General features: G+C 71.5%; 26 protein-coding genes and 1 pseudogene. 17 read left to right on the forward strand and 10 right to left on the reverse strand.

Features of this window, described 5'->3' with window-relative positions; translation table 11 throughout:
- The 4 genes from ACWD01_RS14130 to ACWD01_RS14145 all read left to right on the forward strand — a co-directional run.
- A partial coding sequence (locus ACWD01_RS14130) for an FG-GAP-like repeat-containing protein (protein WP_451161431.1) occupies positions 1-1230 on the forward strand: 1230 nt, incomplete at its 5' end.
- Between the two features lie 553 nt (positions 1231-1783).
- Entirely contained in the window at positions 1784-2269 is a 486-nt protein-coding gene (locus ACWD01_RS14135; RefSeq protein ID WP_451161433.1) for a hypothetical protein, read from the forward strand.
- A gap of 409 nt (positions 2270-2678) precedes the next feature.
- A protein-coding gene (locus ACWD01_RS14140; RefSeq protein ID WP_451161435.1) for an IS630 family transposase occupies positions 2679-3742 on the forward strand; the annotation gives its coding sequence in 2 pieces (ribosomal slippage) (positions 2679-3122 and positions 3125-3742; 1062 coding nt in all).
- Between the two features lie 365 nt (positions 3743-4107).
- Positions 4108-4506 carry a DUF4440 domain-containing protein gene (locus ACWD01_RS14145; RefSeq protein WP_451161437.1) on the forward strand — a complete coding sequence of 133 codons (399 nt, stop codon included), beginning with the start codon at positions 4108-4110 and terminating at the stop codon, positions 4504-4506.
- Between the two features lie 188 nt (positions 4507-4694).
- Here ACWD01_RS14145 and ACWD01_RS14150 read toward each other — a convergent pair whose 3' ends face one another.
- Positions 4695-5303, reverse strand: coding sequence for a dihydrofolate reductase family protein (locus ACWD01_RS14150; RefSeq protein ID WP_451161439.1), 609 nt, complete (start codon positions 5301-5303; stop codon positions 4695-4697).
- Positions 5304-5448: 145 nt separating this feature from the next.
- Here ACWD01_RS14150 and ACWD01_RS14155 point away from each other — a divergent pair.
- Positions 5449-5541: pseudogene (locus tag ACWD01_RS14155) on the forward strand (transposase); the annotation flags it as partial.
- Between the two features lie 405 nt (positions 5542-5946).
- Here the strand turns inward: ACWD01_RS14155 and ACWD01_RS14160 are convergent.
- Together ACWD01_RS14160 and ACWD01_RS14165 are read right to left on the reverse strand one after the other, a co-directional pair.
- The gene (locus tag ACWD01_RS14160; RefSeq protein ID WP_451161441.1) at positions 5947-6522 is read right to left on the reverse strand and encodes a hypothetical protein; all 576 of its coding nucleotides are present in this window, start codon (positions 6520-6522) and stop codon (positions 5947-5949) included.
- Between the two features lie 351 nt (positions 6523-6873).
- The gene (locus ACWD01_RS14165) at positions 6874-7827 is read right to left on the reverse strand and encodes a LysR family transcriptional regulator (RefSeq protein ID WP_451161443.1); all 954 of its coding nucleotides are present in this window, start codon (positions 7825-7827) and stop codon (positions 6874-6876) included.
- 89 nt (positions 7828-7916) lie between these two features.
- On the opposite strand from ACWD01_RS14165, the gene ACWD01_RS14170 reads away from it, so the two are divergent.
- The 10 genes from ACWD01_RS14170 (at position 7917) to ACWD01_RS14215 (ending at position 16438) form a co-directional block, all read left to right on the forward strand.
- Positions 7917-8840: a zinc-binding dehydrogenase gene (locus tag ACWD01_RS14170; RefSeq protein WP_451161445.1), complete on the forward strand. Its 924-nt coding sequence runs from the start codon at positions 7917-7919 to the stop codon at positions 8838-8840.
- Positions 8837-9964, forward strand: coding sequence for an alpha/beta hydrolase family protein (locus ACWD01_RS14175; RefSeq protein WP_451161447.1), 1128 nt, complete (start codon positions 8837-8839; stop codon positions 9962-9964). Before ACWD01_RS14170 ends, ACWD01_RS14175 begins: the two co-directional genes overlap by 4 nt.
- 164 nt (positions 9965-10128) lie before the next feature.
- Positions 10129-11412, forward strand: a complete 1284-nt coding sequence (locus ACWD01_RS14180; protein ID WP_451161449.1) for a DUF7224 domain-containing protein — start codon at positions 10129-10131, stop codon at positions 11410-11412.
- Positions 11413-11414: 2 nt separating this feature from the next.
- Positions 11415-12017, forward strand: coding sequence for a hypothetical protein (locus ACWD01_RS14185; RefSeq protein WP_451161534.1), 603 nt, complete (start codon positions 11415-11417; stop codon positions 12015-12017).
- Complete coding sequence (locus tag ACWD01_RS14190) at positions 12014-12763, forward strand: ABC transporter ATP-binding protein (RefSeq protein WP_451161451.1); 750 nt, start codon at positions 12014-12016, stop codon at positions 12761-12763. The genes ACWD01_RS14185 and ACWD01_RS14190 overlap by 4 nt, the downstream gene beginning before the upstream one ends.
- A gap of 271 nt (positions 12764-13034) precedes the next feature.
- Positions 13035-14081, forward strand: a complete 1047-nt coding sequence (locus ACWD01_RS14195; protein ID WP_451161453.1) for a sodium:calcium antiporter — start codon at positions 13035-13037, stop codon at positions 14079-14081.
- Between the two features lie 142 nt (positions 14082-14223).
- Complete coding sequence (locus ACWD01_RS14200; protein ID WP_451161455.1) at positions 14224-14442, forward strand: hypothetical protein; 219 nt, start codon at positions 14224-14226, stop codon at positions 14440-14442.
- 83 nt (positions 14443-14525) lie between these two features.
- Entirely contained in the window at positions 14526-15530 is a 1005-nt protein-coding gene (locus ACWD01_RS14205; RefSeq protein WP_451161457.1) for a sporulation protein, read from the forward strand.
- A gap of 103 nt (positions 15531-15633) precedes the next feature.
- Entirely contained in the window at positions 15634-16089 is a 456-nt protein-coding gene (locus tag ACWD01_RS14210; protein WP_451161459.1) for a tellurite resistance TerB family protein, read from the forward strand.
- Between the two features lie 85 nt (positions 16090-16174).
- Complete coding sequence (locus tag ACWD01_RS14215) at positions 16175-16438, forward strand: GlsB/YeaQ/YmgE family stress response membrane protein (RefSeq protein ID WP_451161461.1); 264 nt, start codon at positions 16175-16177, stop codon at positions 16436-16438.
- 54 nt (positions 16439-16492) lie between these two features.
- Here the strand turns inward: ACWD01_RS14215 and ACWD01_RS14220 are convergent, their stop codons facing one another.
- Both ACWD01_RS14220 and ACWD01_RS14225 read right to left on the reverse strand, forming a co-directional pair.
- Complete coding sequence (locus ACWD01_RS14220) at positions 16493-17431, reverse strand: M56 family metallopeptidase (protein ID WP_451161463.1); 939 nt, start codon at positions 17429-17431, stop codon at positions 16493-16495.
- Positions 17432-17435: 4 nt separating this feature from the next.
- Positions 17436-17840, reverse strand: a complete 405-nt coding sequence (locus ACWD01_RS14225; protein ID WP_451161465.1) for a BlaI/MecI/CopY family transcriptional regulator — start codon at positions 17838-17840, stop codon at positions 17436-17438.
- 189 nt (positions 17841-18029) lie between these two features.
- Between ACWD01_RS14225 and ACWD01_RS14230 the strand changes: the two genes are divergently transcribed.
- Both ACWD01_RS14230 and ACWD01_RS14235 read left to right on the forward strand, forming a co-directional pair.
- Positions 18030-18605: a TerD family protein gene (locus tag ACWD01_RS14230; protein ID WP_451161536.1), complete on the forward strand. Its 576-nt coding sequence runs from the start codon at positions 18030-18032 to the stop codon at positions 18603-18605.
- Between the two features lie 50 nt (positions 18606-18655).
- Entirely contained in the window at positions 18656-19237 is a 582-nt protein-coding gene (locus ACWD01_RS14235) for a TerD family protein (protein WP_451161467.1), read from the forward strand.
- A gap of 65 nt (positions 19238-19302) precedes the next feature.
- Here ACWD01_RS14235 and ACWD01_RS14240 read toward each other — a convergent pair whose 3' ends face one another.
- The 5 genes from ACWD01_RS14240 to ACWD01_RS14260 all read right to left on the reverse strand — a co-directional run bounded on the left by ACWD01_RS14240 (position 19303) and on the right by ACWD01_RS14260 (position 26954).
- A complete protein-coding gene (locus tag ACWD01_RS14240; protein WP_451161469.1) occupies positions 19303-20499 on the reverse strand; it encodes a GDSL-type esterase/lipase family protein in 1197 nt (398 codons plus the stop codon).
- A gap of 337 nt (positions 20500-20836) precedes the next feature.
- A complete protein-coding gene (locus ACWD01_RS14245; protein WP_451161471.1) occupies positions 20837-21268 on the reverse strand; it encodes a hypothetical protein in 432 nt (143 codons plus the stop codon).
- A gap of 131 nt (positions 21269-21399) precedes the next feature.
- Positions 21400-22338, reverse strand: coding sequence for an adhesin (locus tag ACWD01_RS14250; protein ID WP_451161473.1), 939 nt, complete (start codon positions 22336-22338; stop codon positions 21400-21402).
- 109 nt (positions 22339-22447) lie between these two features.
- Positions 22448-24367, reverse strand: coding sequence for an MFS transporter (locus tag ACWD01_RS14255; protein WP_451161475.1), 1920 nt, complete (start codon positions 24365-24367; stop codon positions 22448-22450).
- A gap of 163 nt (positions 24368-24530) precedes the next feature.
- Positions 24531-26954 (reverse strand): serine hydrolase, encoded by a 2424-nt coding sequence (locus ACWD01_RS14260; protein WP_451161477.1) that lies wholly within the window; start codon positions 26952-26954, stop codon positions 24531-24533.
- Between the last annotated feature and the right edge of the window lie 35 nt (positions 26955-26989).

The following is a 26989-nucleotide window of genomic DNA, read 5'->3' on the forward strand; positions in this document are numbered from 1 at the left end:
GCCCCCAGGACCGACTACCCCACCGACAGCGGCCCCGAGTCGGTGGCGGTGGGGGACTTCGACGGTGACGGCGACCTCGACCTGGCCACCGCCAATGTCGGTGCGAACACGGTGTCGGTGCTGCTCGGCAATGGTGACGGCACATTCGCCCCCAGGACCGACTACCCCACCGACAGCGGCCCCGAGTCGGTGGCGGTGGGGGACTTCGACGGTGACGGCGACCTCGACCTGGCCACCGCCAACGTCTTCGCGGGCACGGTGTCCGTGCTGCTCGGCAATGGTGACGGCACATTCGCCCCCAGGACCGACTACCCCACCGGCCTCACTCCGGTCTCGGTGGCGGTGGGGGACTTCGACGGTGACGGCAATCTGGACCTGGTCACCGCCAACTTCGTCCCGGGCACGGTGTCCGTGCTGCCGGGCAACGGCGACGGCACATTCGCCCCCAGGACCGACTACCCCACCGACAACGCCCCGGAGTCGCTGGCGGTGGGGGACTTCAACGGCGGCCTGCCCGACGTGGTCACCGCCAACGTCAACGCGAACACGGTGTCGGTGCTGCTCAACACCACTTCCCCTACTGCTCCGATGATCACCGGTCCGGCGGACGGTTCCACGATCGACGACACGACCCCGACGTTCACTGGCACCGGCGGGCCCGGTGACACCGTCACGGTCACTGACGAGAACGGCAACGTGATCTGCACGGCGACGGTGGACGAATCGGGGAACTGGTCCTGCACGGCGACCACGCCGATCCCCGAAGGGGATCACACCTTCACCCCGACCGCCACCAACGCCCAGGGCAGCACCACCGGTGAGTCGGTGACGGTGACCATCGAAGGGCCGGCTCCGACGGCCCCGGTGATCACCAGTCCGGCGGACGGATCCACGATCAGGGACTGCCCTGGACGTCCCGACAAGCACCCCGACGCCATGGAGGCCGCAGGGCGGGGTTGCACAGTGACCTTCATCGGCACCGGCGGACCCGGTGACACCGTCACCGTCACCGACGAGGACGACAACGTGATCTGCACCGCCACCGTCGATACCGACGGGAACTGGACCTGCACCTCCACCACGCCCCTTCCTCGGGGGACCCACACCTTCACCCCCACCGCCTACGTCGCCGGCGACACCACCACCGGGCCCTCGGTCACGGTGACCATCAAGCCACGACACAAGCCCCACCACCCCCACCCCAAGCCCCACGCCATGGGAGTTCTGTGAAACGGGGAGGGCCACGACCCAGGCACCCGCGGACGGCGGTTGTCCTGAGGCCGAAGCAGCGCCGCCCACGCCGACGTACACGCGGAGACAGAACGCCCCACGCAACAAGAGGCGACTGATGGCGCCCGCCCGACCCGTACAGCAGGGCCGTACAGCAACCCCACTGACCGTCCAGGTCGGATAGCGTCCCTCCGAGGCCGCGAAGCGACCGGTATGACCGCCGCTGACCGATCCGGCTAGAGCTACGGATCAAAAGGTGCCCGTGCCCTTCCCGTGCCCGTTCGGCCGGGAACTGACGGGGAACCACGGTTATTGACGGACAGCACAAAGAGAACGGCCCCCGACCGATTCACCTGGTCAGGGGCCGTTCATCTGCGGTGGGTGTGGGATTTGAACCCACGGTGACATCGCTGCCACGACGGTTTTCAAGATCGCTCACCCTCACGACTCGGCCCTGACTGTCCCACGACGGATTCTGACGACGGGCCGTGGAGTAAAGTCGTCGTGATCACTACAAGGCGGCCTCCTGGAGATCCGGCGTGTCCGGCGGACAGTGATTGTCACCACGGTGCTTGCGGCCTGTCTGTTGTCCTGTTCCGCGGGCGCGGACGACACTTCCCGGGGCGGCGGAACACGGGACACCTCCCGTTCCTCGTCCGCCACGGCAACGGCGAAAGCCGCGGCGCAGGATACCGCTGCCAACCCAACTCCCGCGGCGTCCCCCGGGCCGGAACTGGTCCGCGACGCCTTCGCCGGCCTTCAGGCCACACTCAACGACACCTGCACAACAGGGTCGGGAGACTGCGCGTACTTCCTGGGAAGGGTCCACGAAGAACTGATGGGCCTCGACGCGGCGATGAAGGCGGACCTAAAGGGGCCGGGTCACTTCCCTGAGCCCATCGCGTGGATCGCCGACCTCCGCACGACACTCGACGGCGACAACTCTACGGAGAACCTGGAGACTCACCGCACAGAGCTGATCAGTGTCCGCGATCGGATCAACGTCTGGATGCAGGACCACCCCGACGACTACCGCTGAGCACAAGCCGAGTGGCAGGGACATTCAGCGACACTGCTACCTGCCTTGAGCGATTGACATCAACGTCGCCGGATTCAGCAAGCCGTGCCGTACAGCACCGGAGTACAGCAACCACCGCGACCGCAGTCGCCGGCATCGTTCCCAGGCGGCCGTCTGACCATCCCAGTAGACCTCAGCGACCGCCCCGCCGATAGTTCGCATCGAGGTGGTCGGGCCGTGCCACAGCCGCGCCAGATCGGACGGGGAGCCACGGGGAACCGCGGGCGCCGACAGGGCATGCCCCCTGCATTCGTCGAAGTCGGCATGCCGCAGGTCAGGCCCCAACTCGCCCCACCACGCTCCTACTGAGCTTCAAAGCGTGGTGTCGGCAAGGGCTGACGGCTCATGATCCCTGCGGTATGCCGACTGCATGAGGTATGCGCAAGGGGGCGGGCTGACCGATGAGCGGCGGGCCTTCCGCGAGAAGTTGAGGATGGAAGCGGCCGTGCGGTTCGCCCAGGGCGACGAGAACGCGGTCATCGCGTACGACCTGCGGGTGAGCGTCCGGTCGGTGCAGCGCTGGCGCAGGGCCTGGTCCCAGGACGGGCCGAGAGCCCTGGCCTCCAGAGGCCCGGCGTCGTTGCCGCTGCTCAGTGACGAGCTCTTCGCCGTGCTGGAGCAGGAGTTGGCCAAGGGTCCAGTGGCGCACGGCTGGCCGGACCAGACCTGGACCCTGTCACGGATCAAGACCCTCATCGGGCGCCGGTTCCATAAGAGCTACACCGTGCAGGGTGTTGCCGCGCTGCTCAACCGGCACGGCTGGAGCTGTCAGATTCCGGCCCGCCGGGCGGTGGAGCGCGACGAGGCGGCGGTGGCCGGCTGGGTAAAGGAGACCTGGCCGAGCGTGGAAGGACCGTGGCGGCGCTCGACGCCTGGCTCGTCTTCGAGGACGAGGCCGGCTTCTCGATGACGCCGCCGACCACCCGTACGTGGTCCCGCCGCGGTCGCACTCCCGTCGTGCGCGTGCGGGGCCGCTCACGCCGCCGCTTATCCGTCGCCGCCCTGGCCTGCTACAAAGCAGGCGAACGCTCGCGGCTGATCTACCGGCCCTGTCCGGACGCCCGGCGCGACGGACGCAAGAGCTTCTCCTGGAAGGACTACCGCGACCTGATCCAGACCGCGCACCAGCAGCTCGGAGGCTCGATCGTGCTGGTGTGGGACAACTTGAACACCCACCTGACGGCAGGGATGCGCCGCTACATCGCCGAACGCGACTGGCTCACCGTCTATCAACTCCCGCCCTACGCACCGGACCTCAACCCGGTCGAGGGCATCTGGTCGGTACTGCGGCGCACCACCACGGCCAACCGCGCGTTCGCCGACCCTGAGGACCTGATCACCGCCGTCCGGCGAGGCCTACGCCAGCTCCAGTACCGCCACGACGTCCTCGACGGCTGCCTCACCGGAACTGGACTCGTGCTCGCCCCACCATGACGACATCACGCTTTCAAAGTCAGTAAAGCGGGTGTCGCAGGTTCGAATCCTGCCGGGGGCACAGAGAAGCAGCAGATCAGAGGCCCTGTCGCCCACATGGGCGGCAGGGCCTCTGGCCTTTCCGCGCATGTATGGCACACATGGTCCGCGAAGAGGTGGGAGCAGCAGACGATGCCCGCAAAGGATGAGGCGGGCCCAGCGTCGGCACCAGAACCTGGTCGATCGCCTGGAGTCGCTGATGAGAGCTGCCCTCAAGCCTCCTTGCGGGGTGAGCTTGCAGTGGCGGTGCACGATGTTCCTCGACGACGGACCACAGTCCGTCGAGGCCGACGATGTCGGACGCCCTTCGCTGTTACCGTCGCGCCATGTCCAAGACCGAGATAGACGTGGTGACCGCCGAGTTCTTCGATGCCTTTGACAACCGGGGCGGCAAGGCCGCCGACGTGGCCCGGATCCGTCGGCTGGTTATTCCGGGGGGCGTGATCGTCCATGTCGGGCCGGAGCTGACGGTATACACCGTGGACGAGTTCATCGAGCCTCGCCAGCGGCTGCTGGCCGACGGCCGGCTGGTCGAGTTCTCCGAGTGGGAGACCTCTGAACGAACAGAGATCGCGGGTGATATCGCGTCGCGGCTCGGCGAGTACCGCAAGGCCGGGATCTTGGACGGTGAGCCGTTCGAGGGAGGCGGGACCAAGACCATCCAGTTCGTCCGCACCTCAGAGGGATGGCGGATCACAGCGTTTTCCTGGTACGACCATCCGTGACCACAGGGGCGGTCGACGGCGGTGCTCATCGACATGAGTTCATGTGGTGCGCCGAACCGGGCCATCTGAACAAGATCCTCTTACAGGTCTCTGGACCGCTCCTTCCCTGGAGCGAGACCTGGCCGCCGTGGCGCGTCGGCCACTGATGAGCAGACGATCCGGACCGGACCGGCGACGGCGCCAGGTGCTCAGCCGACCACGCGGTATCGCAGGTGCGTGACCCCTGGGGCGTCGACGACGCGGACGAGGTCGAGCCGGTGGGGCGAGCCCAGCGCGCCGAAGAGCGACCGGCCGGCACCGAGCAGTACGGGGATCTGGTGGATCTCAAGCTCGTCCAGCACCCCGGCCCGCAACGCCAGCTGCGCCGTCGTCGCCCCGTGGACCATCACGTTGCGCTCACCGGCGGCCTCCTTGGCCCGCGCCATGGCCGCCTCGATGCCGTCGGTGGCGTAGTGGACGTTGGGGCCACGGACAGCGTCGTCGCCGGCCTCGGAGCGGGTGAACACCTCGATGTGGACGCCGTCGTGGTGGTCGCCGCCCCAGCCGCCGGCCGCGTCGAACGTGCGTCGCCCCGTCAGCACTGCGCCGGTGGCCAACATCTCGTGGACCACCGGAAGGCTGGCCGCGTCGGTTCTGATGACCGGTACCCCCACTCCGCCACGGGCCTCGTGGTCACCGTCGAACAGCCACGCGTGCAGCTGCTCGCCGCCGGTACCGAGGCCGTTCCCGGGACCGTCATCGGGACCGGCGATGAAGCCGTCGAGCGACATGGACATGTAGAGCACGGAACGGGACACGATCGGGTCCTCCTGTCGTGACGGAGCGTGGACGGGCCGAGCGAGTCATCAGGCTGCCTCATGTCGCCCCTCCTTCTCCCTACCGACCACCTGCGTGTCCGGACCTCATGGTGAGCAGCCCGCGTTATCGGCCAGGGCCGGCCGCTTCTGGTCCGGCTCCTACTTCGCCGGGTCCTGCGGCGGCGCACCGCTCCAGGTCGTCAAGGACTACATCGAGAACCAGAAACGCCCCACCTGACCGTCACAACGGAGGCGCAGAGAACTCCGGCGCTCCGCGCCTCCGCCCCAAGGACCGCATTCCCTCCCGGCCTGAAGGCCGGGATTCCCTGCCGGGACAGGGATGGAAGAGGAGCCACTCCAGCTCCGGCGACGCTGATGTCAGCCGGTGATGTCAGACCACGGGGTGTCCGCTCGGCAGGGGGGCGCGGACGAACCGGGTACATCGCTCGTCGCAAGCGCCCATCACATGGGAGTTCTTTCGTGCTTCCGTCAGGCTCAACCGGCCGTTGGGTCTGACATCACAGCATCCGCCCCGGCATCGCCGCTGATCGTGAGCGAATAGGTAGGAGCTGCCCAGCCGGCGGGGCCATGAGCCCGGGGCCGGCCGACTGATGGCCTGGAGCGGTCGCGCGAACACCGTGCCTCAGAGCTTGCCTCCCACCAGGACCGTGCGATGGCCACCCAGCGCGTGTGCGAATCGTTCAAGGAAGCTGGGGCTGAACTCGGGCCAGTCCCAGAACTCGAAGCCCAGGTAGCCGAATGCGTAGTAGTCGTTGTCCCAAGCCCACGCAGTCAGGTCACCGGCTCGACTACAGCGCGGGCAGGCAACGGCGGCTCGGCCCGTGGCGTGCCAGGTTTTGATGGCCCTGTGGAAGGGCTCGGAGGTACTCTCGATCACGTCCCACTCATCGGTATACAGGTCCACGTGGGCGGCACAGTCGGGGCAAACGGCGTACATGGCATCGCCTTGCCCGCCGTGGAATACGGTTCGGCCTGTCTCGATCTTGAGTCCGTCGCTGGGCTCCCAGTCCACTTGCCCGACCGCCTTGGCCCAGAGCGGACCGGGTGGGTGTCCCAGCGCGGCGCCGAGAACACAATTCGTGCGCTCGGCGCGCACCATCCCTTCCTTGACGAGCCATTCAAGGCCGCGGGCAGCGAGAACTGCCGCCGCTGCCGGCGTGGCATCCAGATCGACGATGGTTTGAAAGTGGCTCCCCATGAGGAGAGACGGTAGAAGACCCCACCGACAGCACCCCATTCCGGTCGCTGCACCGCCATGGAGGCACGCCATCGGATCGGAGACGGTTGCTGCGGTTGCGGTACTCGCTGCTTCATTCGCGTTCACCTCGCCTACCCGACCCGTGTCCCCAAACCCCGAGGAACCGGCCCACGGCCCGCTGCTCGTTCATCGTGTCCGGGACATGCGTCTGGGCCAGCGCCCCTCTGTAGGCCGCGTCTGTTTCCGCGGTGCGAAATCCGCTGGAAGGGACGCGAGTCCTGAAGAGGACGTCTGCATGCGGGTCGGAGTGGGGCCCCGGCGGAGACCCGCCGACACGTGCGCCCGCATCGGTCACCGCCCCGTGCCGCCCCCAGACGTCGTGGCGTGCGGTTCCGGCAGCCAGTCGTGGGCCGGGTCGTATTCCAGCCAGCGGTTGCGGCCGGCCTCTGCCATGAACGCCGCCACCAGGTCGCGCAGTTGGGGATGCCCGCCGTTGTCGCGCCACAGCAGGGCCCAGGCGTACAGCGGTGTGGGGTGCACCAGCGGAACGGACCGGACACCGGGTATACGGGGAAGCGGCACGTCGGCCGGCATCAGTGAGAAGCGGCGCGGGTCCGCGGACAGGTTGGCGAGGAAGTGGTCGAGGCCCAGGTTGGGGCCCTCGGCGTGGTCGCGGATGCCGAACCGTTCGGCGAAGCGGTGCAGGAAATCGAGCCGGTCCAGGGCGCCGGGAGCCCACAGCACACTGTCCCGGAGCTGTTCGGGCCGCAGCGCGGGCTCGGCCGCCAGCGGATGGTCCTCGCCGAGGACGACGTCCACCGGCTCGAGGCGCACCAGACGATGCGTCAGTCCGGCGGGCAGGGGCGGATGGACCCGGCCGAAGCCCGCGTCGACGTCGCCGTGCAGCAGTGCGGACGCCACCGACGGGAGGTCACGGCCGTGGCCGAGTTCCATGGACAACCCGCGGCGGTGTTCCGCTACTTCGGCCAGTGCCCGCATCGGCGCGTACAGGTGGCCCCACACGTCGACCCGTAGCGGACGGCGTTCGTCCCGCACCGCGGCCACGGCCTGGTCCGCGGCGGCCAGCGTCTGGCGGGCCGGTGCGAGGAAGCGATGCCCGGCGTCGGTGAGCCGTACCCCCTGGCCGCTGCGCAGGAACAGCTCGGTGCCGAGCCGGGACTCCAGCCGTGCGATCCGTTTGGACAGGCCCTGTTGTGAGATCGACAGCGTCTCGGCCGCCCGGCCGAAGTGCAGCTCCTGGGCGGCGAGGACAAAGGCGCGGACGTGCGCCAGGTCGAGATCCACGTCTCTCACCATAGGTGACAACCGATGGTTGTCCGCGTTTCCGTTCCCTTGTTGGATTGCCCGGCGCCGCCGCCCGTTTCATGAACCGCATGCAGAGACTGATCCCCACAGGCGATCCGGCGCGTCCGGTCGCCTTCGCAGAGGCTTCCCAGCCCGTTCCGGAGCCGGACGAGGCATTGATCAGGGTCGAGGCGTTCGCGCCGAACCGGGGCGAGACGTTCCTCCTGGAACAGCCGGGACCGGGGCTGCTCCCCGGCAAGGACGTCGCCGGCCTGGTGGTGCAGGCCGCGGCCGACGGCTCCGGTCCGTCCATCGGCGCCCGAGTGGTGGGACACCCGCCGCAGGGCGGCTGGGCCGAGTACGCGGCGGTGCCCACCCACTCGCTCGCGGTACTGCCCGACGGCATCGACGCTGTCCGGGCCGCGGCCCTGCCGCTGGCCGGGATCACCGCGCTCCGGCTGCTTCGTACGGCCGGTAGCGTGACGGGCAGGCGGCTCCTGCTGACCGGCGCCTCGGGCGGCGTCGGCCACTACGTCACCGAGCTGGCGGCGGCCGCGGGAGCGGCGGTCACCGTGGTAACCGCCACGCCGTCCCGCGGCGAGCGGCTGCGTGAGCTCGGGGCGGCAGCGGTCGTGCACCAAGTGGCCGAAGCACAGGGGCCGTTCGACGTGGTACTGGAGTCCACCGGCGGCGACCAACTGCCGCTCGCGCTGTCGAAGTCGGCGCCGGGCGGCATGCTGATCTGGTTCGGCCAGGCGAGCCGTACGCCGGTGACACTGGACTTCTTCGACCTCCTCGCCGGTCCCGAAGGGGCCACGATCCGCCACTTCCACTACGCCGGTGCGCCCTACGGCCTTGACCTGACCACGCTGGTGCGGCTGGTGGACGACGGGCGGCTGCATCCGGAGATCGGCCGCGTCGCCGACTGGCGGAAGACCACACAGATCCTGGTCGACCTGCGGGAACGCCGGATTCGCGGCAAGGCCGTCCTCACCACGGGAGCAGCCCGATGAGCGCCGCCGCATCCATCCCCGAAGGCCCCGCAGCCGCCAGAGCCGCCGCGTTCGCCCCCGAAGCCGCCGAGGCCGCCGCAATCGCCGCCGCAGCGGCCGAAGCCACCGCCATCGCCGCCGAGGTCGCCGCATACGCCGAGTCCCAGTTCACGCGCGCCACCGGAGCCGGGCTGGACCCGCACGAATACCGCCGCGTCACCGCCGGGCTGGCATCCGTCGACGGCTGGGGCGAGGCATTCGTCCGGGCCGCACAGCAGCACGTCGCCCGCGCGCAGCAGGCAGCCTCACCCGTATCCGCGGGCGAGCACTACGAGGTGGCAGCACGCTGGTTCCACATCGCCGCCCTGGAGCCGCACACGGACCAGGCCCTGGCCGAGGCGGCGGCGGACCGTGCCATGGGCCGCGCGCTGGCCCTCCTGGAGCCCGGCGCGCGCAGGGTCGAGGGACCGGGCTTCACCGGCTGGCTGCGCGGCCCCGCCGACGCGCCGGCCACGGTGCTCGTCGTCCCCGGCCTGGACTCCAGCAAGGAGGAGTTCCACGACGTCACCCGGGCCCTGCTGCGCAGGGGCATTGCGGTGTTCACAATGGACGGCCCCGGCCAGGGCGTACTCGCGGCCACCACCACCGTACGGCCGGACTACCACCGGGTGATCGGCCGGGTCGTCGACGCGCTCGGGGTCGACCGGGTCGGGCTCATCGGGCTCAGCCTGGGCGGCTACTACGTCGCGGAGAGCGCCGCCAACGAGCCCCGCGTGGCCGCTGCCGCCGCCGTGAGCGGCCCCTTCCACCTCGACTGGGACACCGCCCCGCCCTTCGTGCGGGACATCCTCACCCGGCGTGCCGGAGGACGCGAGGCGGCCCGCGACTTCGTCCGCCACGTCGACCTGTCCGCGCAGGCACCGCGTATCGAATGCCCGCTCCTGGTCGTGGACGGCGGCCGCGATGTGATCCCCGGCATGACCGACGGAGAGCCGCTGGCCCGGCTCGCGCCGCGCGGCGAGTTCCTGCTCGTCCCGCACGGCGACCACCTCCTCGGCAACGCCCGGCCCGACTGGCTGCCCGCCACCGCCGACTGGCTCGTGGGAGCACTTGCCGGAACCGCCGCACCGACAGGACCGTCCTGATCACGGCAGGTGGACGAGCAGGCCGGGACCGCCACCGGCTCGGCGAGGTTGGCGGCAGGATCTCCGGCACGGTAGACACGACCGACGCCGACTGATCCTGCCGACTGCCCGGGCGGCCGCGTACCGCGCGCGGCCGCCCGGTTCTGCTCTCCCTGCGAGGCTTCATGCGCTTCTCCTCCGCCCTGCGCACGCACCCGGCGGTGCTCGCCCTCCCCGTGCTGGGCCTCTTCTTCGGCTACGTGTTTCTGACGAGCACCCGGCACATCGAGCCGCTCATCGCCGTGCCGTGGCCCGCGCAGGCCGCCTCGTACGCCGTGCACGCGCCGTTCCCGATGGCCGCTGCGGCCGTGGCCGCCCTCGCCGCGGTGGAGGCGACCCGGCTACGGGCCCTCGGCACCTGGGAGTTGGGGGCCGCACGGGCCACGTGGCGGATCGCGGTGCAGCCCGTGCTCATCGCGGTGCTGCCCCTGACGGTGCTGACCGCCGGCGTCACGGCAGGAGGCTTGTGGGTGGTCGGCGTCGCCCCCGACCTGTACGTGCTGCAGCTGATGGGGATCGTCGTCGTCCTGCTCACCGCGCACGGGGTCATCGGGTTCGTCGTCGGGCGCAGGCTGCACGCGCTGTACTCGGCGCCGCTCGTGGCCGTGGTGGTCTTCGTCGGCATCAGCTTCCCGCTGGGGACGGAGAGCTACTGGGCTCACCATGTCACCGGGTCGATCGGCTGGTTGGGGTTCGGTGAGGCGTACTCGCCGGCCATGACGGTGGCCGCGGTGCTGCCGACGGCCGGGGTGGCGCTCGCCTGCGTCGTGCTGGCGGGCCCCCGGCGTATCCGCGTCGCCTCGGTCGCCGCCGGCGTTGTGTTCGCGGCCGGTGGCATCCTCGGTGCGTACGGCATCGCCAAGGACTGGCGTGCCATCGCTCCGGCCGCCGAGGGGCTGGCCCCGGTCACCTGCGAGGGGGCCGTGCCCGAGGTCTGCCTGCCGACGGCCGGCGCCGATCACATCGGGGAGATTCAGGCCGAACTCGCCCGGACGACTGTCCGGTTGGAGGCGCGCGGCATCATCGCCGAGAAGCCCGTCCGCATCACCGACCTCACCGTGGCCGGTGCCCGGCAGCCGGGCGCCACCGGGGCGCACTGGACACTCGACCTCGTGCCCGGCGACGCGGACCAGGCCCTCGGGGAGAACATCGCCATCGCCGTCGTCGGCACGCCCTGCGCGGAACCGGACTGGAACACACTGCACCACAACACCCTCTGGGCCGCCCGGACGATCGGCGTGGAGAGCCGGTACCTCGCCTGGCTGTCCCGTGAGACCGAGGGGTTCGGCCAGGGGCAGAGCAAGGAGCGACTCCTCGCACAGATGGCCAGGGTGGACGGGCTGCCGGCGCGGGAGCAGCGGGCCTGGTACGCCGAGCGGCTGCGGTACGCCTGCCGGGCAGGTCGGTGACCGTGATCTGGTGGCTGCGCCAGCGGGGCGCCCTGGGTCTGCTGCCCGGTGCGCTGCTCGGGTACGCCCTGGGCATCGGGCTCACCCCGCGCGTCGTGCTCGTCTTCCCCGCGCTCCTGGGCGACTACGCGATGGCGACGGAGCTCAGCAGCTTCCTCGGCCTCGTCCCCGGCGTCGCCCTGGTCGTCTGCCTCGAACGGCGGATGCCCTCGGTGGAACGCTCCGCCGTCCGCCGGCTCGACGCGCGGGACATCACGCTGATGACCTGCTTCGCGCTGCTGGCGACGGTGGTCGCGGTGGCGATGGCGCACCTCGGCACGGAGGCGATGTGGAAGGAGGCGATGTGGACGGCGGCACGCAACAATCTGTTCTTCTGCGGACTCGCCCTCGGCGCCTGGCCGTTGCTCGGGCACCGCGCGACGCTGCTGCCCGTCTTCTGGTTGATTCAATCCATGTTCCTCGGGGGCCGCAGCCGCAACGATCCCCACCCGTGGGTGATCGTCACGGAGGAGGCCGGCGTCGCCCATGCCGCCGCAGGGGCTGCCGCCGTCTTTCTCGCCGGGGTGCTCTCCCTCGTCTGCCTCGCATCAAGGACCGACCGATGACTCTGCTGCTCGACCGTGTCACCTTCGGCTACCACCGCTGGGTCCGCCCGGTCCTGAACCGCTTCACCTACGAGGTCCCCGCCGAGGGCCTGACGATCCTGCTCGGCCCCAACGGGGCGGGCAAGTCCACCACGATGGCTCTTCTCGCCGGCACAGTCGCGCCCAGGACCGGCAGGGTCGTGTTCAGCGGCTCCGACCTCACCTCCGCCAGCCGTGCATACCGCCGCCAGGTGGCCTGGCTCCCCCAGCGGGTACCCACCTCACGGCAGTTGACCGCCCGCGAGTACGTGGCGTACGTCGCCTGGCTGAAGGGCGAGAGCCGTACCCGTGCCTGGGAGCGCGCCGCGGCCGCCCTCGACCAGGTCGGTCTCGCCGAGCACGCCGGGCGGAAGACGGCCCGGCTCTCGGGGGGCCAGCTCCGCCGCGCCGGCATCGCCTGCGCCCTCGCCCACGACGCGCGCGTCGTCCTGCTGGACGAGCCGACGGCCGGGCTCGACCCCCACCAGCGCACCGTCTTCCGCGACGTGCTCAGGGAGGTCGCCGCGAAGACCCCGGTGCTCATGTCGACGCACGACATCGCCGATCTCGCCGACGAGGCCGACACCGTCACCCTCATGGACGGCGGCCGGGTGCTCCACCACGGCGGTACGGCCGGATTCCTCGGCCACGCACGCCCCGACGCGGGACCGGCCCGGCGGGCCGAGTCGGCGTACGCCGCGCTCATGGGGCTCGACGGCTCACGGTGACGCAGGGGCCGCGGGACGCCCGCCGCCCACTACCGCCCACCGCCCACCGCCCGCCGCCCGCCGCCCACTACCGCGGGGCGCCCGCCGCCGGCTGCCGCTGGACGCTGGACCCCGGACGACAACGCCCGTGCCGTACCCGGGTCCGGGGCCCCCGCGTCACTACGCTGACCGGCGGGAGAACCCCCCACGGCGAAGCGGGAGACATGCCCGGGGCCACGGCGGGGCAGCCGTACGACGCCGCCGTCTCTCCGTACCGCGTGAAAAGGTGACCGTGCCCGCATTCCTGGACGAGCTCTGGCCGTTGGGCTGGAGCGTCGGCGTCTTCCTTCTGGCCACCGGTGTCACCGTCGTGTGCAGCATCCGGCTGGCGGGCGTGGGGGACACACTGGCCGACCGGACCGGATGGGGCGAGGCGTTCTTCGGCGCCGTGCTGTTCGGGCTGGTCACGTCCCTGTCCGGGGTCGTGATGACGGCGGTCAGCGCGGCCGCGGACCAGCCGCAGCTCGCCTACGGCAACGCCGTAGGCGGCATCGCCGCGCAGACCGTGGCGATCGCGGTGGCCGACGCGTTCCACCGGCAGGCCAACCTGGAACACGCCGCCGCCTCGCTGCGGAACATGATGTTCGGCTGTCTGCTCATCGTGCTGCTGGGCATCGCGCTGATGGCCACGTTCAGTCCCGAGGTGACCGTCCTCGGAGTGCACCCGGCGTCGGTCGCCCTGGTGGCCCTGTACGGGGGCGGCCTGTGGCTCGTCCGCGGGCAGGTCGCGCCCATGTGGCGGGCGGTGCCCACCAAGGAGACGCTGGCGGACGTCCCCGCCCAGGACGACGTCGACGACGAGCTGGCCGCCCGCAGCACCCGGCTGCTGTGGACGGAGTTCGCCGCCGCCGCGCTGCTCGTCATGGTCGGCGGCTGGGCGGTGGCGCGCGCCGCAGAGGGCATCGTGGCGGGCTCGGGTCTCAGTGCGGCGCTGGTCGGCACGGTGTTCATGGGACTGGTCAACGCGCTGCCGGAGACCGTCACGTCCATCGCCGCCGTACGCCGCGGCGCCGTCACGCTGGCCATCGCGGCCATCATCGGCGGGAACTGCCTCGACGCGCTCAACCTGGTCGTGGGCGACATCGCGTACCGGGGCGGATCGCTCTTCCACGCCGCCACTCCGGCCCAGTTGTTCCTCACCAGCGGCGCGCTGGTGATGACCGCCGTCCTCCTCGGCGGCCTGCTGGTGCGCCAGCGGACCGGCTGGCTGGGGGTGGGATTCGACGGCGTCCTGCTGCTGACCATCTATCTCGCCACGGTGGGCGTGCTCGTCTTCTGACCCTCCTGGGAAGGCGTCCGGACGACGCGGGCGGTTTGCGCCACTCCCCTGGTGAAGGGCCGGGTTTCGTCCCTCGCGGCGCACGCCCGCCCCTATGCTTCTACATGCATGTAGAGGAAGTGTCTCTTCGCAGGAGGTTGTCGTGACGTCGACAGATCTGACCAAGGTCCTGGACAAGGCATGGGCGGACAAGCCGCTCACCGATGTGCTCGCCGCGCCCGTCGCCGCGCTCAAGGGGGTGTCGGACCGGGACGGCGAGCTCCTCAAGGAGGCGTTCGGCGTCGAGACCGTGGCGGACCTCGCCGACCTCAAGTACGTCCGCTGGGCGCAGGCACTGGCCGCCCTCGAAGCGGCCAAGTAGTCATCGGGACGCCGCCCCGGCCAAGGGGCGGCGTCCCGGCATTGCGCAGTACTCGCAAGCATCACGAAGGAGTAAGCGCCACGATGGTGTTCAAACGCCTGCTCGGCTCGATCGGCGTCGGCGGCCCGGCCGTCGACACGGTCCTCACCTCCGGGGCGGTGCTGCCGGGCGGCAGCCTCACCGGCGAAGTCCATCTCAAGGGCGGCACCGCGGACTTCGCCGTCGAGGCCGTCGGGCTGGAACTGGTGGCCCGCGTCGAGACGGAGACCGAGGACGGGGAACACGACGGCGTCGTCGTCTTCGAGCGGTTCCGCGTCGGGGGCGGCCTCCGCCTCGCCGCAGGGGAAGAGCTCGGCGTGCCGTTCACGATAGCTCTCCCGTGGGAGACCCCGATCAGCGTGCTGCACGGTCAGCCGCTCGGCATCGTCCTCGGCGTACGCACCGAAGTCGAAATCGCCGGCGCCAGGGACAAGGGCGACCTCGACACCCTTTCCGTGGGGCCGCTGCCCGTCCAGGAGGCGATCCTCGAAGCGTTCGGGCAGACCGGTTTCGGGTTCAGGTCCGCGGACCTCGAGTACGGCCGCATCGGCGGCACCGGGCAGCAGCTGCCCTTCTACCAGGAGATCGAGCTGACGCCCCCGCCGCGGTACGCGCACGCCGTCAACGAGATCGAGCTGACCTTCCTCGCGACCGCCGGGGGCATGGAGGTCGTCCTGGAGGCGGACAAGCGGAGCGGCCCGTACTCCGACGGCCACGACGCGCTGACCCGCTGCACGGTCGCCCTGGACGGCGTGGCGCACACCGACTGGAACGCCGAGGTGGAGAGCTGGGTGCGCCGGCTCGTCGAGCACCGTTCCGCGTACGGGCCCCACTCCTCGTACGGCCACGACGGCCACCACGACGAGGGCCACGGCCGACGGCCCGGTCCCGGCGCGGGAACCGCCGTCGCGGCCGGCGCGGCGGGACTCGCGGTCGGGGTCGCGGGCGGGCTGGTCGCGGCCGAAGTCGTGGACGAGGTGGGCGACTTCCTCGAGGGCGAGGAGGCGGAGGGCGAAGAGGAGGACGGCGAAGAGGGTGACGAGGGCTGAGCCGACTCCACCCCTGATAGCTTCTACATGACTGTAGAAGATTACGGCGGCCGGGCCGGTCTCCCGTACGGCCCGGAACCGCCCCGACACAACCGGAGTTCTCATGGCCCTGTGGGACCGCGTCAAGGAATCCGCATCGACGATGCAGACCCAGCTCATGGCGAAGAAGAACGACCTGAAGAGCGGCGCCTTCCGTGACGCCTCCATGGCGATGTGCGCCCTGGTCGCCGCCGCCGACGGCACCATCGACCCGTCCGAACGGCGCCGCGTGGCCCAACTGATCGCCACCAACGAGGTGCTGCAGAACTTCCCCGCCGACGACCTCCAGCGCCGCTTCGACGACAACCTGGGCAAGCTGACCGCCGACTTCGACTTCGGCAAGGTCGGCGTCATGCAGGAGATCGCCAAGGCGAAGAAGAAGCCCGCGGAGGCGCGCGCCGTCATCCAGATCGGCATCGTCATCGGCGGTGCGGACGGCGACTTCGACAAGACCGAACAGGCCGTCGTCCGCGAGGCCTGCTACGCGCTGGACCTGCCGCCGCACGAGTTCGACCTCTGACGCGGCCCGCCCCGCGTCGCCGTCCCCCTGCGTGGCGGCGCCGTCGTGGGGCAGAAGAACGAACGGCAACCAGGGAAGGAGGACCATGGAGATCAGCGGCATCATCAGCGCGATCGTGATCGGCGTCGTCATCGGCGTACTCGGCCGGCTCGTCCTGCCGGGCCGGCAGCGGATCGGCGTCCTGTGGACCATCGCCGTCGGTATCGTCGCGGCGTTCATCGGCACCGCACTCGCCGCGGCCATCGGCGTCGCGGACACCAAGGGCGTCGACTGGATCGAGTTGCTCGTCCAGATCGCACTCGCCGCCACGGGAGTGGCCGCGCTCGAACGGTTCAAGGCCCCTCGCTGAGGCCCCGGTCGGCCGCCCCGCAGAAGCCTGACCGGAGGCCCCGTGGCCGGCGGTTCAGAGCGGGGTGGCCGCCTTCAGTACGAAGAACAAGGTGACGGCCGAGTTCGCCGACGACAGCGCCGAGGCCGTCGCACCGGCCGCCGCGCCCCAGGCGGCGAGGCCGACCGTGGTCGACAGCGGCGGCCACACGCGCGCCGCGGGCGCCGGCCCCAGCAGGGCCGCCACCCGGCGCGGTACGGGTCCGGCGCCGGCGAATCCCGCGAGCGTCGCGACGGGCGCGCCGCGCGTTACCAGCCCGGCCTTGCCGATCGCGCGGGCCACGACGCGCCGGCTGCCGACCGCCGCGGCGGCCTCCTCGTCCGCCCACCGCTCGGCCGTGTACGTCACGGCGGTGCGCAGCGGACGCAGGAACGGGTTGGCCCGCGCGGCGAGTTGTACGGCCAGCAGGTAGCGGTGGTGGCGGCCGGCGAGGTGGGCCCGCTCGTGCGCGAACAGCGCCCTGCGCTCGGCCGCGTCCAGGCGGGAGAGGATGCCGGTCGTGACCACGACCCGACCCCGTTCCCGGCGGGTGCCGGGCAGGGCGTACGCGTACGGAGCGGGGTCCGGCAGCACGGCCACGGGCCGCGGCGGCAGCGCGGACAGGGCCTGGGCGGCCCGGCGCCGGACGCGGTGGTGGCGCCACGCGGCCCGGCAGCACGACGCGAGGACGACCGCCAGCGCCGGGATGGCGGCCCTGCCCGCGACCTCGTCGTACGGCACCGCCTCCCGTACCTCGGGGTCGGACCAGCCGTCGGGGAGCGGGTTGCCCGGTAACTGCGCGGTGCCGACGACGACGAGCAGTGCCAGGCACAGCGTGCTGCACACGGCGAGCACGCCGGCGACCGCCGACAGCAGCCAGGTGGCGGCGCGCGGGTGCAGATGGTGCTCGGCCAGGCGCGCGACCGGCCATGCGCTCAAGGGCAGTACGAGTGGCAGGAAGACGAAGACCCCCATGCGGTCAGTCTTCCCCTTCCTCCGCCGCCTGCGCCAGCAGGGCCCGCAGCAGCTGCTCGTCGTCCGGGGGCAGCGCGGTGACGAAGCTCGCGAGGACCGCTTCCCTGTCCGCCTCGGCGTCCAGCATCCGGCGCATCCGCAGCGCGGCGAGTCCCGCCTCGTCGGCGTTCGGCGTCCACGCGAACGACCGGCCCGCGCGCTCGCGCGAGACGGCGCCCTTCGCGTGGAGCCGGGTCAGGATGGTGATGACGGTGGTGTACGCGAGGTCCCCGCCGAGCCGCTCCTGCACCCACGCGGTGTTCACCGGCCCCGGCGCGTCACGCAGCGCGGCCAGCACCTGGCCCTCCAGCTCGCCCTGGCCCCGACGGCGAGGCGACTGCCGACCGCCGTCCTGGTTCTGGCCCGTCATGCCGTGTCCCTCCCGTCCCTCCTGCCCCCGCACCTGGCGCCGGAGCGGTTCATCGTACTGAGCGGGAACGCCGTCGTCGGCCGCGGACCGGTCCGGAAAAGCCCCTTCAGTTCTACACTGATGTAGATTTTTTGTCGGGCCTGTCGCGGGCCGGCGATCCGGGAACGCGTCGTGGGGAAGGGATTCGAGATGGGTGTGAGCCTCGGCAAGGGCGGCAACGTTTCACTGAGCAAGGAGGCACCGGGACTGACCGCGGTACTGGTCGGCCTCGGCTGGGACGTACGGACGACGTCCGGCGCGGACTTCGACCTCGACGCGAGCGCGCTGCTGCTGAACGAGACCGGCAAGGTCGTCTCCGACCAGCACTTCGTCTTCTACAACAACCTGACCAGCCCCGACGGGTCGGTCGAGCACACCGGCGACAACCTCACCGGCGAGGGCGAGGGCGACGACGAGTCCATCAAGGTGAACCTGGCCGCCGTGCCGGCCGGCGTCGCCAGGATCGTCTTCCCGGTCTCCATCCACGACGCCACCGCCCGCGGGCAGAGCTTCGGACAGGTCCGCAACGCCTTCATCCGCGTCGTGAACCAGGCCGGCGGCGCCGAGCTCGCCCGCTACGACCTGTCGGAGGACGCGTCGACCGAGACCGCGATGGTCTTTGGCGAGCTCTACCGCAACGGCGCGGAATGGAAGTTCCGCGCCGTCGGCCAGGGTTACGCCTCCGGACTCGCGGGCATCGCCTCCGACTTCGGCGTCAACGTCTGACCGGCGCCCCCGGCGCCATCCACACACAAGCAAGCGAACAGAGGCACCTCATGTCCGTGAACCTGTCCAAGGGCCAGCAGATCAGCCTGAGCAAGTCCGACGGCGGCGCGCTCAGCGTCGTACGGATGGGGCTGGGCTGGAAGTCCGCGCCCCGTAAGGGGTTCCTCGCGCGGATGACCGCACGCGAGATCGACCTGGACGCCTCTGCGGTGCTCTTCGCCGACAAGCAGCCGGTGGACGTCGTCTTCTTCCAGCACCTGGTCAGCGACGACGGCTCGGTACGCCACACCGGCGACAACCGCGTGGGCGGCGCGGGCCAGGGCGGCGACGACGAGTCGATCCTCGTGGACCTGGCGCGCGTACCGCTGCACGTCGACCAGATCGTCTTCACGGTGAACTCGTTCACCGGCCAGACCTTCGCCGAGGTCGAGAGCGCCTTCTGCCGCCTCCTGGACGAGACCAACGGCCAGGAGCTGGCCCGCTACACCCTCACCGGCGGCGGCCGCTACACCGCCCAGATCATGGCCAAGGTCCACCGCGCCGGCACCGGCTGGCAGATGGCCGCCATCGGCAGCCCGGCGGACGGCCGCACCTTCCAGGACCTCATGCCGGCCATCGCCGCCCACCTCTGACCCCCACCGCACGCCGTCCGGCCCGGCAGGACACCCCTGCCGGGCCGGCCGGTGCGCCCGCGGCGTCAGGGGGTCGTGGAGAGTTGCTGCAGGTACATGCCGGACGTGTCGGTGCCCGGGGTGTTGTGGCAGGTGTAGTCGCCCGTCGGTCGCGCGTAGACGAGGGTCAGGCAGCGGGCCTGGGCCTGCTGGCCGTAGTAGTTGGGGTGGGCGGACTCCTGGACCGGGCCCTGGGTGCCGTCGCTGTCGATCCAGCGGGTCCATTCGCTGGTCGCCGCCGACGGGGGTTGCGCGGCGGTGACCAGGCGGCTCGACCTGGCGCAGATCTCACGGCTCTGGAGCATGTCCCGCAGGTCCAGGAACTGGGCGCTCTTGGCCGCCGCCACGGCCTTCAGCCGGTTCGCGAGCTGGGGCACGAGGGAGTCGCGCGCCCAGTCGGAGTCCCGGTTCCAGAACGGGCATCCGCCGGTGCTGACCCGGGACCAGCCGCTCTGGTAGTAACGGTTCTCGCTGCCCCGGGGGATCGGCGAGGGGTACGACTGGAGCACGATGCGGTACGAGGAGGCCGAGTACCCGGCGCCGGACATGACGGCCCGGATCTCGTCGACGGCCTTGCCGACCTTGGCCATCGCCCCGTCGATCTTCGCGTCGACGACGGCCTGCTGGTCGTCGTGGCAGTACGAGTAGTAGACGATGTAGTCCATCGCGCAGGAGGTGATGATGTCGGCGAAGCCGAGGTCGTTGCCGCCGATCGACAGCGCGATCACCTCGACGTCGTGCGAGGCGGCGACGGCGGCCAGTTGGTCGGCCTGCGGCGCCTCACCCTTGTACGAGGTGCCGCCGCTGGACGCCCGGAACACGTTCTGGGTGGTCGCACCGGAGCAGGCGAGGTTGATCAGGGCCTCGGTGGTGCCGGTGGCGCCGCGCACTTCCGCGGAGTCCGACCGGTGGCATCCGTTCGACGCCGTCGTCCCGTACACCCGGGCCGGGTCGTAACCGGTCCCGGTCCAGGCACGGTCGGTGCCGTCCCTGCTGCCGCTGTCGGTGAGGCTGTTGCCCCGCCAGCGTCCGGCCTCGCCGGAGATGTAGCTGTCGCCGAGCGCCACGATCGCACTCGGTCCGGTCCCCTCGCCCGCCCGGGCCGTCGTGGCCCCGCTGGTCACGAGGGCGGCGAAGGCGAGCGGCGCGGCGACGGCGGCACGCCGCCACCGGTGCCGGCGAGCGGCTGGAAAAGTCGGTCTGAGAGAGCGGAATCCGGACACGGCGAAACTCCTGCGGTCAGCCACGGAAGAGCACGATTCGCGGTCGGGCCCATGAGGGTGTGTGGCGTACGGGTGGGGGATTCCACTGGCCGGTGGTGTGCGGAATTTGGCACGCCGGAACTTGTTACCGCTAGGTAGCGTCAGGTCTCTTTTCCGTCACACGGCTGACGCTTCGACAGAAACAGAGCGTGGCCGGTTCTCGCCCATCGCCGCACGCCGCCCGCCATCGGACGCGGACCTGGCTGTAACCCCGAGTAGCAGCGAGCGGGCGAATGGTGTCCTGCGTCACGGCCGGGCGTGGAGTGATCTGGATCACAACGCCCGGGACGCGTACCCGTCAGCCGCAGCCGCGGCCGTTGTTGTTTCCCCCATGGCGGTCACCGGGGCAGTTGTCGCGCTCCCGCGGCTCGTCGGACGGGGAGGGCTTCACGGCGACGGACGGGGCGGCCGGCCCCACGGAGTCGGACGCGGTCGCCGAAGGAGCCGGAGCCGGAGCCGGCGAGGTGCCGGCGCGCGACGGGGCGGGCGTCGGGGCGGCGGTGCTGGGGTCGGGCCCCAGATCCGTCGGGGTGATCAGGTTGGGACGACCGCCGACCTCGAAGTCGGCCCCGGGGACGGCCGGGTCGCTCACGGCGTCACCGCTGCCGCCCCCGATCAGCAGGGCCGCGCCCGTGAACAGCGCGCCCGCCGCGAGGGCGGCACCTGCGATCAGCAGCGCCTTCGGGCGCGCCGGCGCCCGGTGACGGCCCGGTGTCCGGGTCGTGGGCACCGTGTATGACCCGCACGTACACGACGTGCGTCTGCATCCCTCGCAAACCATGTCGGTCACTATGCAGCAAGTCCCCTGCTACCGGGGCGGGCAGGGCTGCACCGGGCACTGCGCACCTCACCCACCGCGCCTCAGGACCGGCACTCCGCCCGCATCTGGGCCGCCGCGTGGTGGGCGTCGGCGCCCTGGCCCCGGCCTCTGTCCACGAGTTGGACCGTCAGCCGCTGGTCGTGGACGGGGACCTTCTCGACCACCACGCCGCTGCCCCGCAGCCGCGTCTGGTCGACCTCGAAGACCTTGACCACGCTGTCCGGGTCGTCGACGTCCGACAGGACGTGGTACGTCGTCGGTTCACCCGCCGCGTCCCGGTCGCGCCCGCTGTCGGGGACGACGACGGCGACCGAGCAGGTGGGGTAGCCGCTGCCGACGTACCAGGACCAAACGGCCGTGGAGCCGCGGTCCTTGGCAGGGTTGCCGGACATCGGGACCGCCGAGAAGCTGCCGTCGCAGCCGTCGCCGAGGTGGCCGCCGGAGCCGACGGTGTACCAGCCGGCGTCACCGTCGGCGAAGCGGCCGTCCTCGCGGTACAGGCCGCCGCCCGCGCAACCGGGGCCCGCCCACGCCGAGTACGAAGGGCCGCGGGCGGCGCTCGGCGGCCCGGTCTTCGTCGGCGGCTTGGGCCTGGCGCGGTCCGGGGAGGCGGAGGGGACGCCGGGCGGGTCCTCCGGCTGGATGCGCTGGGGCACGCCGCCGAGATCGCCGATGCCGTCGGACGGGCCGTCCGACGCCCCGGACGTCTCAGTGCCGCCGCCCGGCCCGCACGCCGTGAGGGTCAGCGCCAGTACGGCGACCGCGACGGTCCCGGCCGGCAGGAGTGTTCCGCCGCGCGGGCGCCGCGCCGCCGGGCCGGCCGCCGTCGCGCACCGGGGGCAGGCCGTACGGGGCCGTGATCGAGCGCCGACGCGCCGGACGGTGCTGTCACGCAGGCGGCCGAGACCGCGCCGGACGGTGCTGTCAGGACGGCGGTTGGCACCGCGTCGGGGCTTGTCACCGCATTGTTCGCACGCCATGGAATCGCACCTGCACCAATGGACCGACCGATCAGTATGCCGAGCGCGTCCACTATGCACGAGCAGCACGGGACGAGATAGGGGTTAACCGCGGTAAGGCGCGAACGATCTAACGGAGTTCGTCAGGACACGGTGTGCCGCGCGGAAGCTGGTACGGCGCGGCGAGCCGGTAGGTGCCCGGCCGGGGGGCGAGCAGCTCCGTCCACTCGTCGCCCTGGGAGTCCTCCTCCGCCTTCAGCAGACAGCCGTTGGGGTTGACGTACTCCTTCGGCCCGTCCTCCCGCGCCTGCGACTCCGGCGTCTCGTACGGCCCCTCCACACCTTGGCCGTCCGTGTCGACGAGGCTGAGCCACGGCGAGTACGGGACGCGGATCAGCACCCGGCCCGCGTTCCGCACCCGGATGGTCATCTCCCCGGCGCCCGCGTGGTCCACGGTCGCCGGCGGGTCCGCCATCCGCGTCGGGCTCTTCACCGCGAAGAGCTGCCAGTTGGCGTCGCCCCAGACGCGGGTCAGATAGGGCTGGCCGGCCCGTACGAGCTCCGCCTCCTGCTGGGCTCCGCTGGAGTCGGGTGCGCCCGTCGGCAGCACCACGTAGTGGACGGCCCAGCGGTGCAGCCAGGTGTGGTAGCTCGCCGAGGTGAGGGGGGTGTCCTCGTCGTAGAAGATCGGGTTGCGCTTCATGTCGGCCTGCCGGTTCCAGCCGCGGGCCAGGTTGACGTACGGCGCCAGCGCCGACGCCTCGCGGTGGCTGCTCGCCGGGACGACCTCGACCCGGCCCCGCTCTGCGCCGACCTGCTGGAGCCGGTCCACGAGCGGCGCGAGTTCACGGGTCCAGGACGCCGTCGGGGCGGTACGGACGATGTCGTCCACGCCCTTGTAGCCGATCCAGACGTTGAGGCCGAGGACCGCGAGGACGACGGCGTACCACTTGCGCGAGCGCGGCACCGTGTACGGCAGGGCGGCGAGCAGCACGACCCCGGCGAAGAGCATCGGCAGCCGTGACACGTTGGACCCGATCTGCGAGTCGAACGCCCAGGTCAGCAGCGTGCCCACCGCGTACACCGCCGCGCCCGTGCGCACCGTGCGCCAGTCCTTCGGGACGAGGAAGAAGACGAGGACCCCGAAGAGGAAGGGGAGCGACGTCGACAGGACCGACATGGGCTGGGTGCCGGAGAACGGGAACAGCCAGGCGGACAGGGCGACGACCAGCACCGGCGTGAGGCCGACGGCGTACGCGCCGGGGCGGCGGCCGTTCAGGAACAGCGCGGCGGCGACCACGCCGAGGAACAGGCCGGCGACCGGGCTGGCCGCGGTGGCGAGCCCGGCGAGCGGCGCGGCCACGGCCGCCTTCGCCCAGCGGTTGTGCCGCAGGTGGTGCGGCCAGCAGAAGACGGCGCCGACCGCGCCGAGCGCGAACATCATGCCGAGACCGAAGGTGACCCGGCCGGACAGCGCGTTGCACAGGAACGCGAAGGCCCCGACGAGCGAGCAGGCCACCGGATTCCGCACGGCCCGCACCCGCACCAGCATCAGCGCCGTCAGGGCGGCCGACACCGTGCCCGCGAGCATCATGGTCGTCCGTACGCCGATGAGCGACATCACGTACGGGGAGACCACGCTGTACGAGACGGGGTGCATCCCGCCGTACCAGGCCAGGTTGTACGCCGAGTCGGGATGGCGGCCGACGAACTCGGCCCAGGCGTCCTGGGCCGCGATGTCCCCGCCGCTGTTTGCGAAGAAGAAGAACCAGAGCAGGTGGACGAGCGCGGCGACGGCCGTCGCGAGGGCGACGGGGTGGCGGGCGAGACGGTCGCGGACGGCAGTGAGCCGGGAAAGGGCGGCGGCCGCCCGGTCCGGCGAGGGGGTGGGTGACGGCCTCGGCGCGGGCGGCGTCCGCGAGGACGGCACGGACGGTGGCGACGATGGTGACGGCTGCGCGGGGAGCAGGACACGCGGACCGGTGCCGCTGACGCTGTCGGCGCCGGTGCTGCTGCTGCCGTCCGCCCGTTTCGGCTCAGCGGTGGTCACTGCGGCTCTCCCCGTCCTTTTTCTGCTGTCCGCCGACGTCCCCCGGCCCGGCCGCGCCTGTCCGCGCCCCCTTGTGCATGTAACAAGACGCCGTCAGGGCACCCTGAGTTGCCCCGGGACGCTAGCACGCGGGCGCCCCGGCCTCCCGGGACGCCCGCGCCGGTCAGCCGATGCGGGTGATCTTGGCTCCGAGACCCGGCTCGCTGAGGTCCTGCTTCAGGGCGACGGGTGCGCTGACCTTGCCCACGCCCTCACCCACGGACACCTGGCCGACGACCGTGCCCGCCCTCGCGGAGTGCGGGATCGCGTTGCCGTTCGGGGCGATCTCGATCTTCACGTCGAGCCCCGACCAGCCGACGGCCTTCAGGTCCTTGGTGGCGACGACCTCGGTGCGGCCGCCGAGGCCGTCGTCGACGTGGCCGACGACATCGCCCTTCTTGACGACCGTGGCGGAGGAGACGGCCTCCTGGGCCGGCGGGATCAGGGCGATGCTGTAGTCGATCGCCTTCTCCAGCTTCTGCCAGAGCTGGGGAGCGTCCTGCGCGCCCATCACTATCCCGATGATCCGGCGGATCTCGCCGTCCACGAGGGCGTTGGCGGACCAGAGCAGGTTGCCGCCGGCCGGGGTGGAGGAGCCGGTCTTGATACCGCCGACGCCGTCCATCAGCAGGGCGCGGTCGTTGTTGTTGCGGATCGTTCCGTCGATGCCCGGGATCTCCGCCTGAGTCATGTTCACGATCTCCCGGAACACGTCGTTCTCCATGACCGCCTTGCCCAGCTTGATCTGGTCCATCGGGGTGGAGACGGTGCTCGACTTGAGACCGCTCGGGTCGGTGTAGGTGCTGTTCGTCATGCCGAGGTCCTTGGCGGCGTCGTTCATCTTCTTGAGGAACGCCTCCTCGGAACCGGCGTCCCAGCGGGCCAGCAGACGGGCCGCGTTGTTCCCCGAGGGGATCATCAGCAGCTGCAGCATCTGCCTCTCCGTGAACTGCTGCCCCTCCTTGATCGGAGCCGTCGACTCGCTCGTCGCCTTCGACTCCTCCTCTGCCTGCTTGTCGACGGTGATCTTCGGGCCGACCTGCTTGCCCGTGAGCGGGTGGTCCCTGAGGATCACGTACGCCGTCATCGTCTTGGCGACGCTCGCGATGGGCGCGGGCTTCTGGGCCCCGTACGTACCCATGCTGCCGACGCCGACGACCTCCACCGCGCCCTGGCCCTCCGAGGGCCACGGGAGCTTCAGCCCGCCGCCCTCGAAGGTGTACGACTCCTCGGCGGTCAGCGCGAGGGTCGGCTCCGGCAGCGGCCGCACAAGCTGTACGACCGCGAAGACGATCAGCAGGAGCAGGACGAGCGGCGTCCAGATCTTGACCCGCCGGACGGCCGTGCGGACCGGCGTCGGGGGCGGCGGCGGGGTGTTCGTCAGCTCGGCGAGCAGGTCGAGCGGCGGCATCGGCTGCTGCCGCGTCCGCTCGGCCTCACCGAGGGACGCGGCGGGCTCCACCGCGGCCGGCAGGGGCCTCGCGGGCGCGGCGGGGCCGGCGGTCATGGCCGGCGCGGGGCGTACGTCGTCCCGGCGCAGCGGTACGAAGGTGCTGGTGCGCTCGGCGTCGGCCTCGAACTCGGGCTCGGGGCGCGGCTGCGGCTTGGCCTTCGCGGGGAGCGAGGGCATCTTGAGCGCGGTGGTGGGCTGGTCCACGGGCGGCCGCCGCAGGGCCTTGAACACCGTCGTCGGCTGATCGACGCGGCCTTCGCTCTTTGCATCCGCACTGCTCGAGGAAACGGGAGCGGGGGTCGGGGCGTCGCCGTCCGCGGGGCCTTCTTCGGCCTCTTCCGCCGGGTCGTCGTCGGCGTCGTCGTCGGCGGCTGCGGCGGCGGCGGCGGTGTCGTCAGCGGTGTCGTCGGCGTCGTCGGCGGCTGCGGACCTGGAGTCGCCGTCCGACGGCTCGTCGGCCGGCGCAGGGGCGGGCGTGGGCTTCTCCGCACCCCGTACGGCGCCGGAGGCCGGGGCCGGGCTGTCGGGGGCCCTGGTGGCGTCCTCCGTGGCCGTGGGGGCGGGCTCCTCTGCGTCGTCGGGCTCCGCGTCGCACGTGTCAGCGGCCACGTCGGCATCGGCGTCCCGGTCGCCCTCAGGGCCGTCGCCCGCGTCGTCGGCGTCGTCCGCACCGGCCCCGCCGCGCTCCGGGGTCACGTCCGCGTCGGCGTCCGCGTCGGCGTCCGCGTCGCCCGTATCCGCAGCGGCCGCCTCGGGCCGGCGTTCCCCGGCGTCCCCGGCGTCTTCCGCGTCCGGCGCGGACCCCTCCGCGGCCCCGTCGGCAGACTCCCCGCCCGGCGCGTCGTCGTCCGCCGTCGCCACCCATGCCGCAACCGCCGCGCGCAGTCGCGTGTCATTGCCCGAGGGGGCGGCGTCGTCGTCCGACGAGGACGAGGACTCGGAGGGGGTGTCGTGGCCGGAACCGGACTCGTGCTCGGCCTGGCGGAACACCGTGAGACGCGGGTCGCGCCCCTCCCGAGCCGTCTCCCCCGACGACCTCCGCTGCTCCGACTTGTCGGGGGACTCGCCCGCCACCGTGCCTCCTCCATGAGTCATGTGCCACGCGCCATGCGTATGTCTTCACGAACGCC

The organism is Streptomyces sp. NPDC002835, assembly GCF_053591995.1.

Coding starts and splice junctions, on each gene's coding strand:
- ACWD01_RS14225 (WP_451161465.1), bottom strand. CDS start 17,840: ATGACGGGCCAGAACCAGGACGGCGGTCGGCAGTCGCCTCGCCGTCGG.
- ACWD01_RS14170 (WP_451161445.1), top strand. CDS start 7,917: ATGCAGAGACTGATCCCCACAGGCGATCCGGCGCGTCCGGTCGCCTTC.
- ACWD01_RS14205 (WP_451161457.1), top strand. CDS start 14,526: ATGGTGTTCAAACGCCTGCTCGGCTCGATCGGCGTCGGCGGCCCGGCC.
- ACWD01_RS14220 (WP_451161463.1), bottom strand. CDS start 17,431: ATGGGGGTCTTCGTCTTCCTGCCACTCGTACTGCCCTTGAGCGCATGG.
- ACWD01_RS14210 (WP_451161459.1), top strand. CDS start 15,634: ATGGCCCTGTGGGACCGCGTCAAGGAATCCGCATCGACGATGCAGACC.
- ACWD01_RS14235 (WP_451161467.1), top strand. CDS start 18,656: ATGTCCGTGAACCTGTCCAAGGGCCAGCAGATCAGCCTGAGCAAGTCC.
- ACWD01_RS14215 (WP_451161461.1), top strand. CDS start 16,175: ATGGAGATCAGCGGCATCATCAGCGCGATCGTGATCGGCGTCGTCATC.
- ACWD01_RS14160 (WP_451161441.1), bottom strand. CDS start 6,522: ATGGGGAGCCACTTTCAAACCATCGTCGATCTGGATGCCACGCCGGCA.
- ACWD01_RS14250 (WP_451161473.1), bottom strand. CDS start 22,338: ATGGCGTGCGAACAATGCGGTGACAAGCCCCGACGCGGTGCCAACCGC.
- ACWD01_RS14145 (WP_451161437.1), top strand. CDS start 4,108: ATGTCCAAGACCGAGATAGACGTGGTGACCGCCGAGTTCTTCGATGCC.
- ACWD01_RS14230 (WP_451161536.1), top strand. CDS start 18,030: ATGGGTGTGAGCCTCGGCAAGGGCGGCAACGTTTCACTGAGCAAGGAG.
- ACWD01_RS14260 (WP_451161477.1), bottom strand. CDS start 26,954: ATGACTCATGGAGGAGGCACGGTGGCGGGCGAGTCCCCCGACAAGTCG.
- ACWD01_RS14175 (WP_451161447.1), top strand. CDS start 8,837: ATGAGCGCCGCCGCATCCATCCCCGAAGGCCCCGCAGCCGCCAGAGCC.
- ACWD01_RS14180 (WP_451161449.1), top strand. CDS start 10,129: ATGCGCTTCTCCTCCGCCCTGCGCACGCACCCGGCGGTGCTCGCCCTC.
- ACWD01_RS14190 (WP_451161451.1), top strand. CDS start 12,014: ATGACTCTGCTGCTCGACCGTGTCACCTTCGGCTACCACCGCTGGGTC.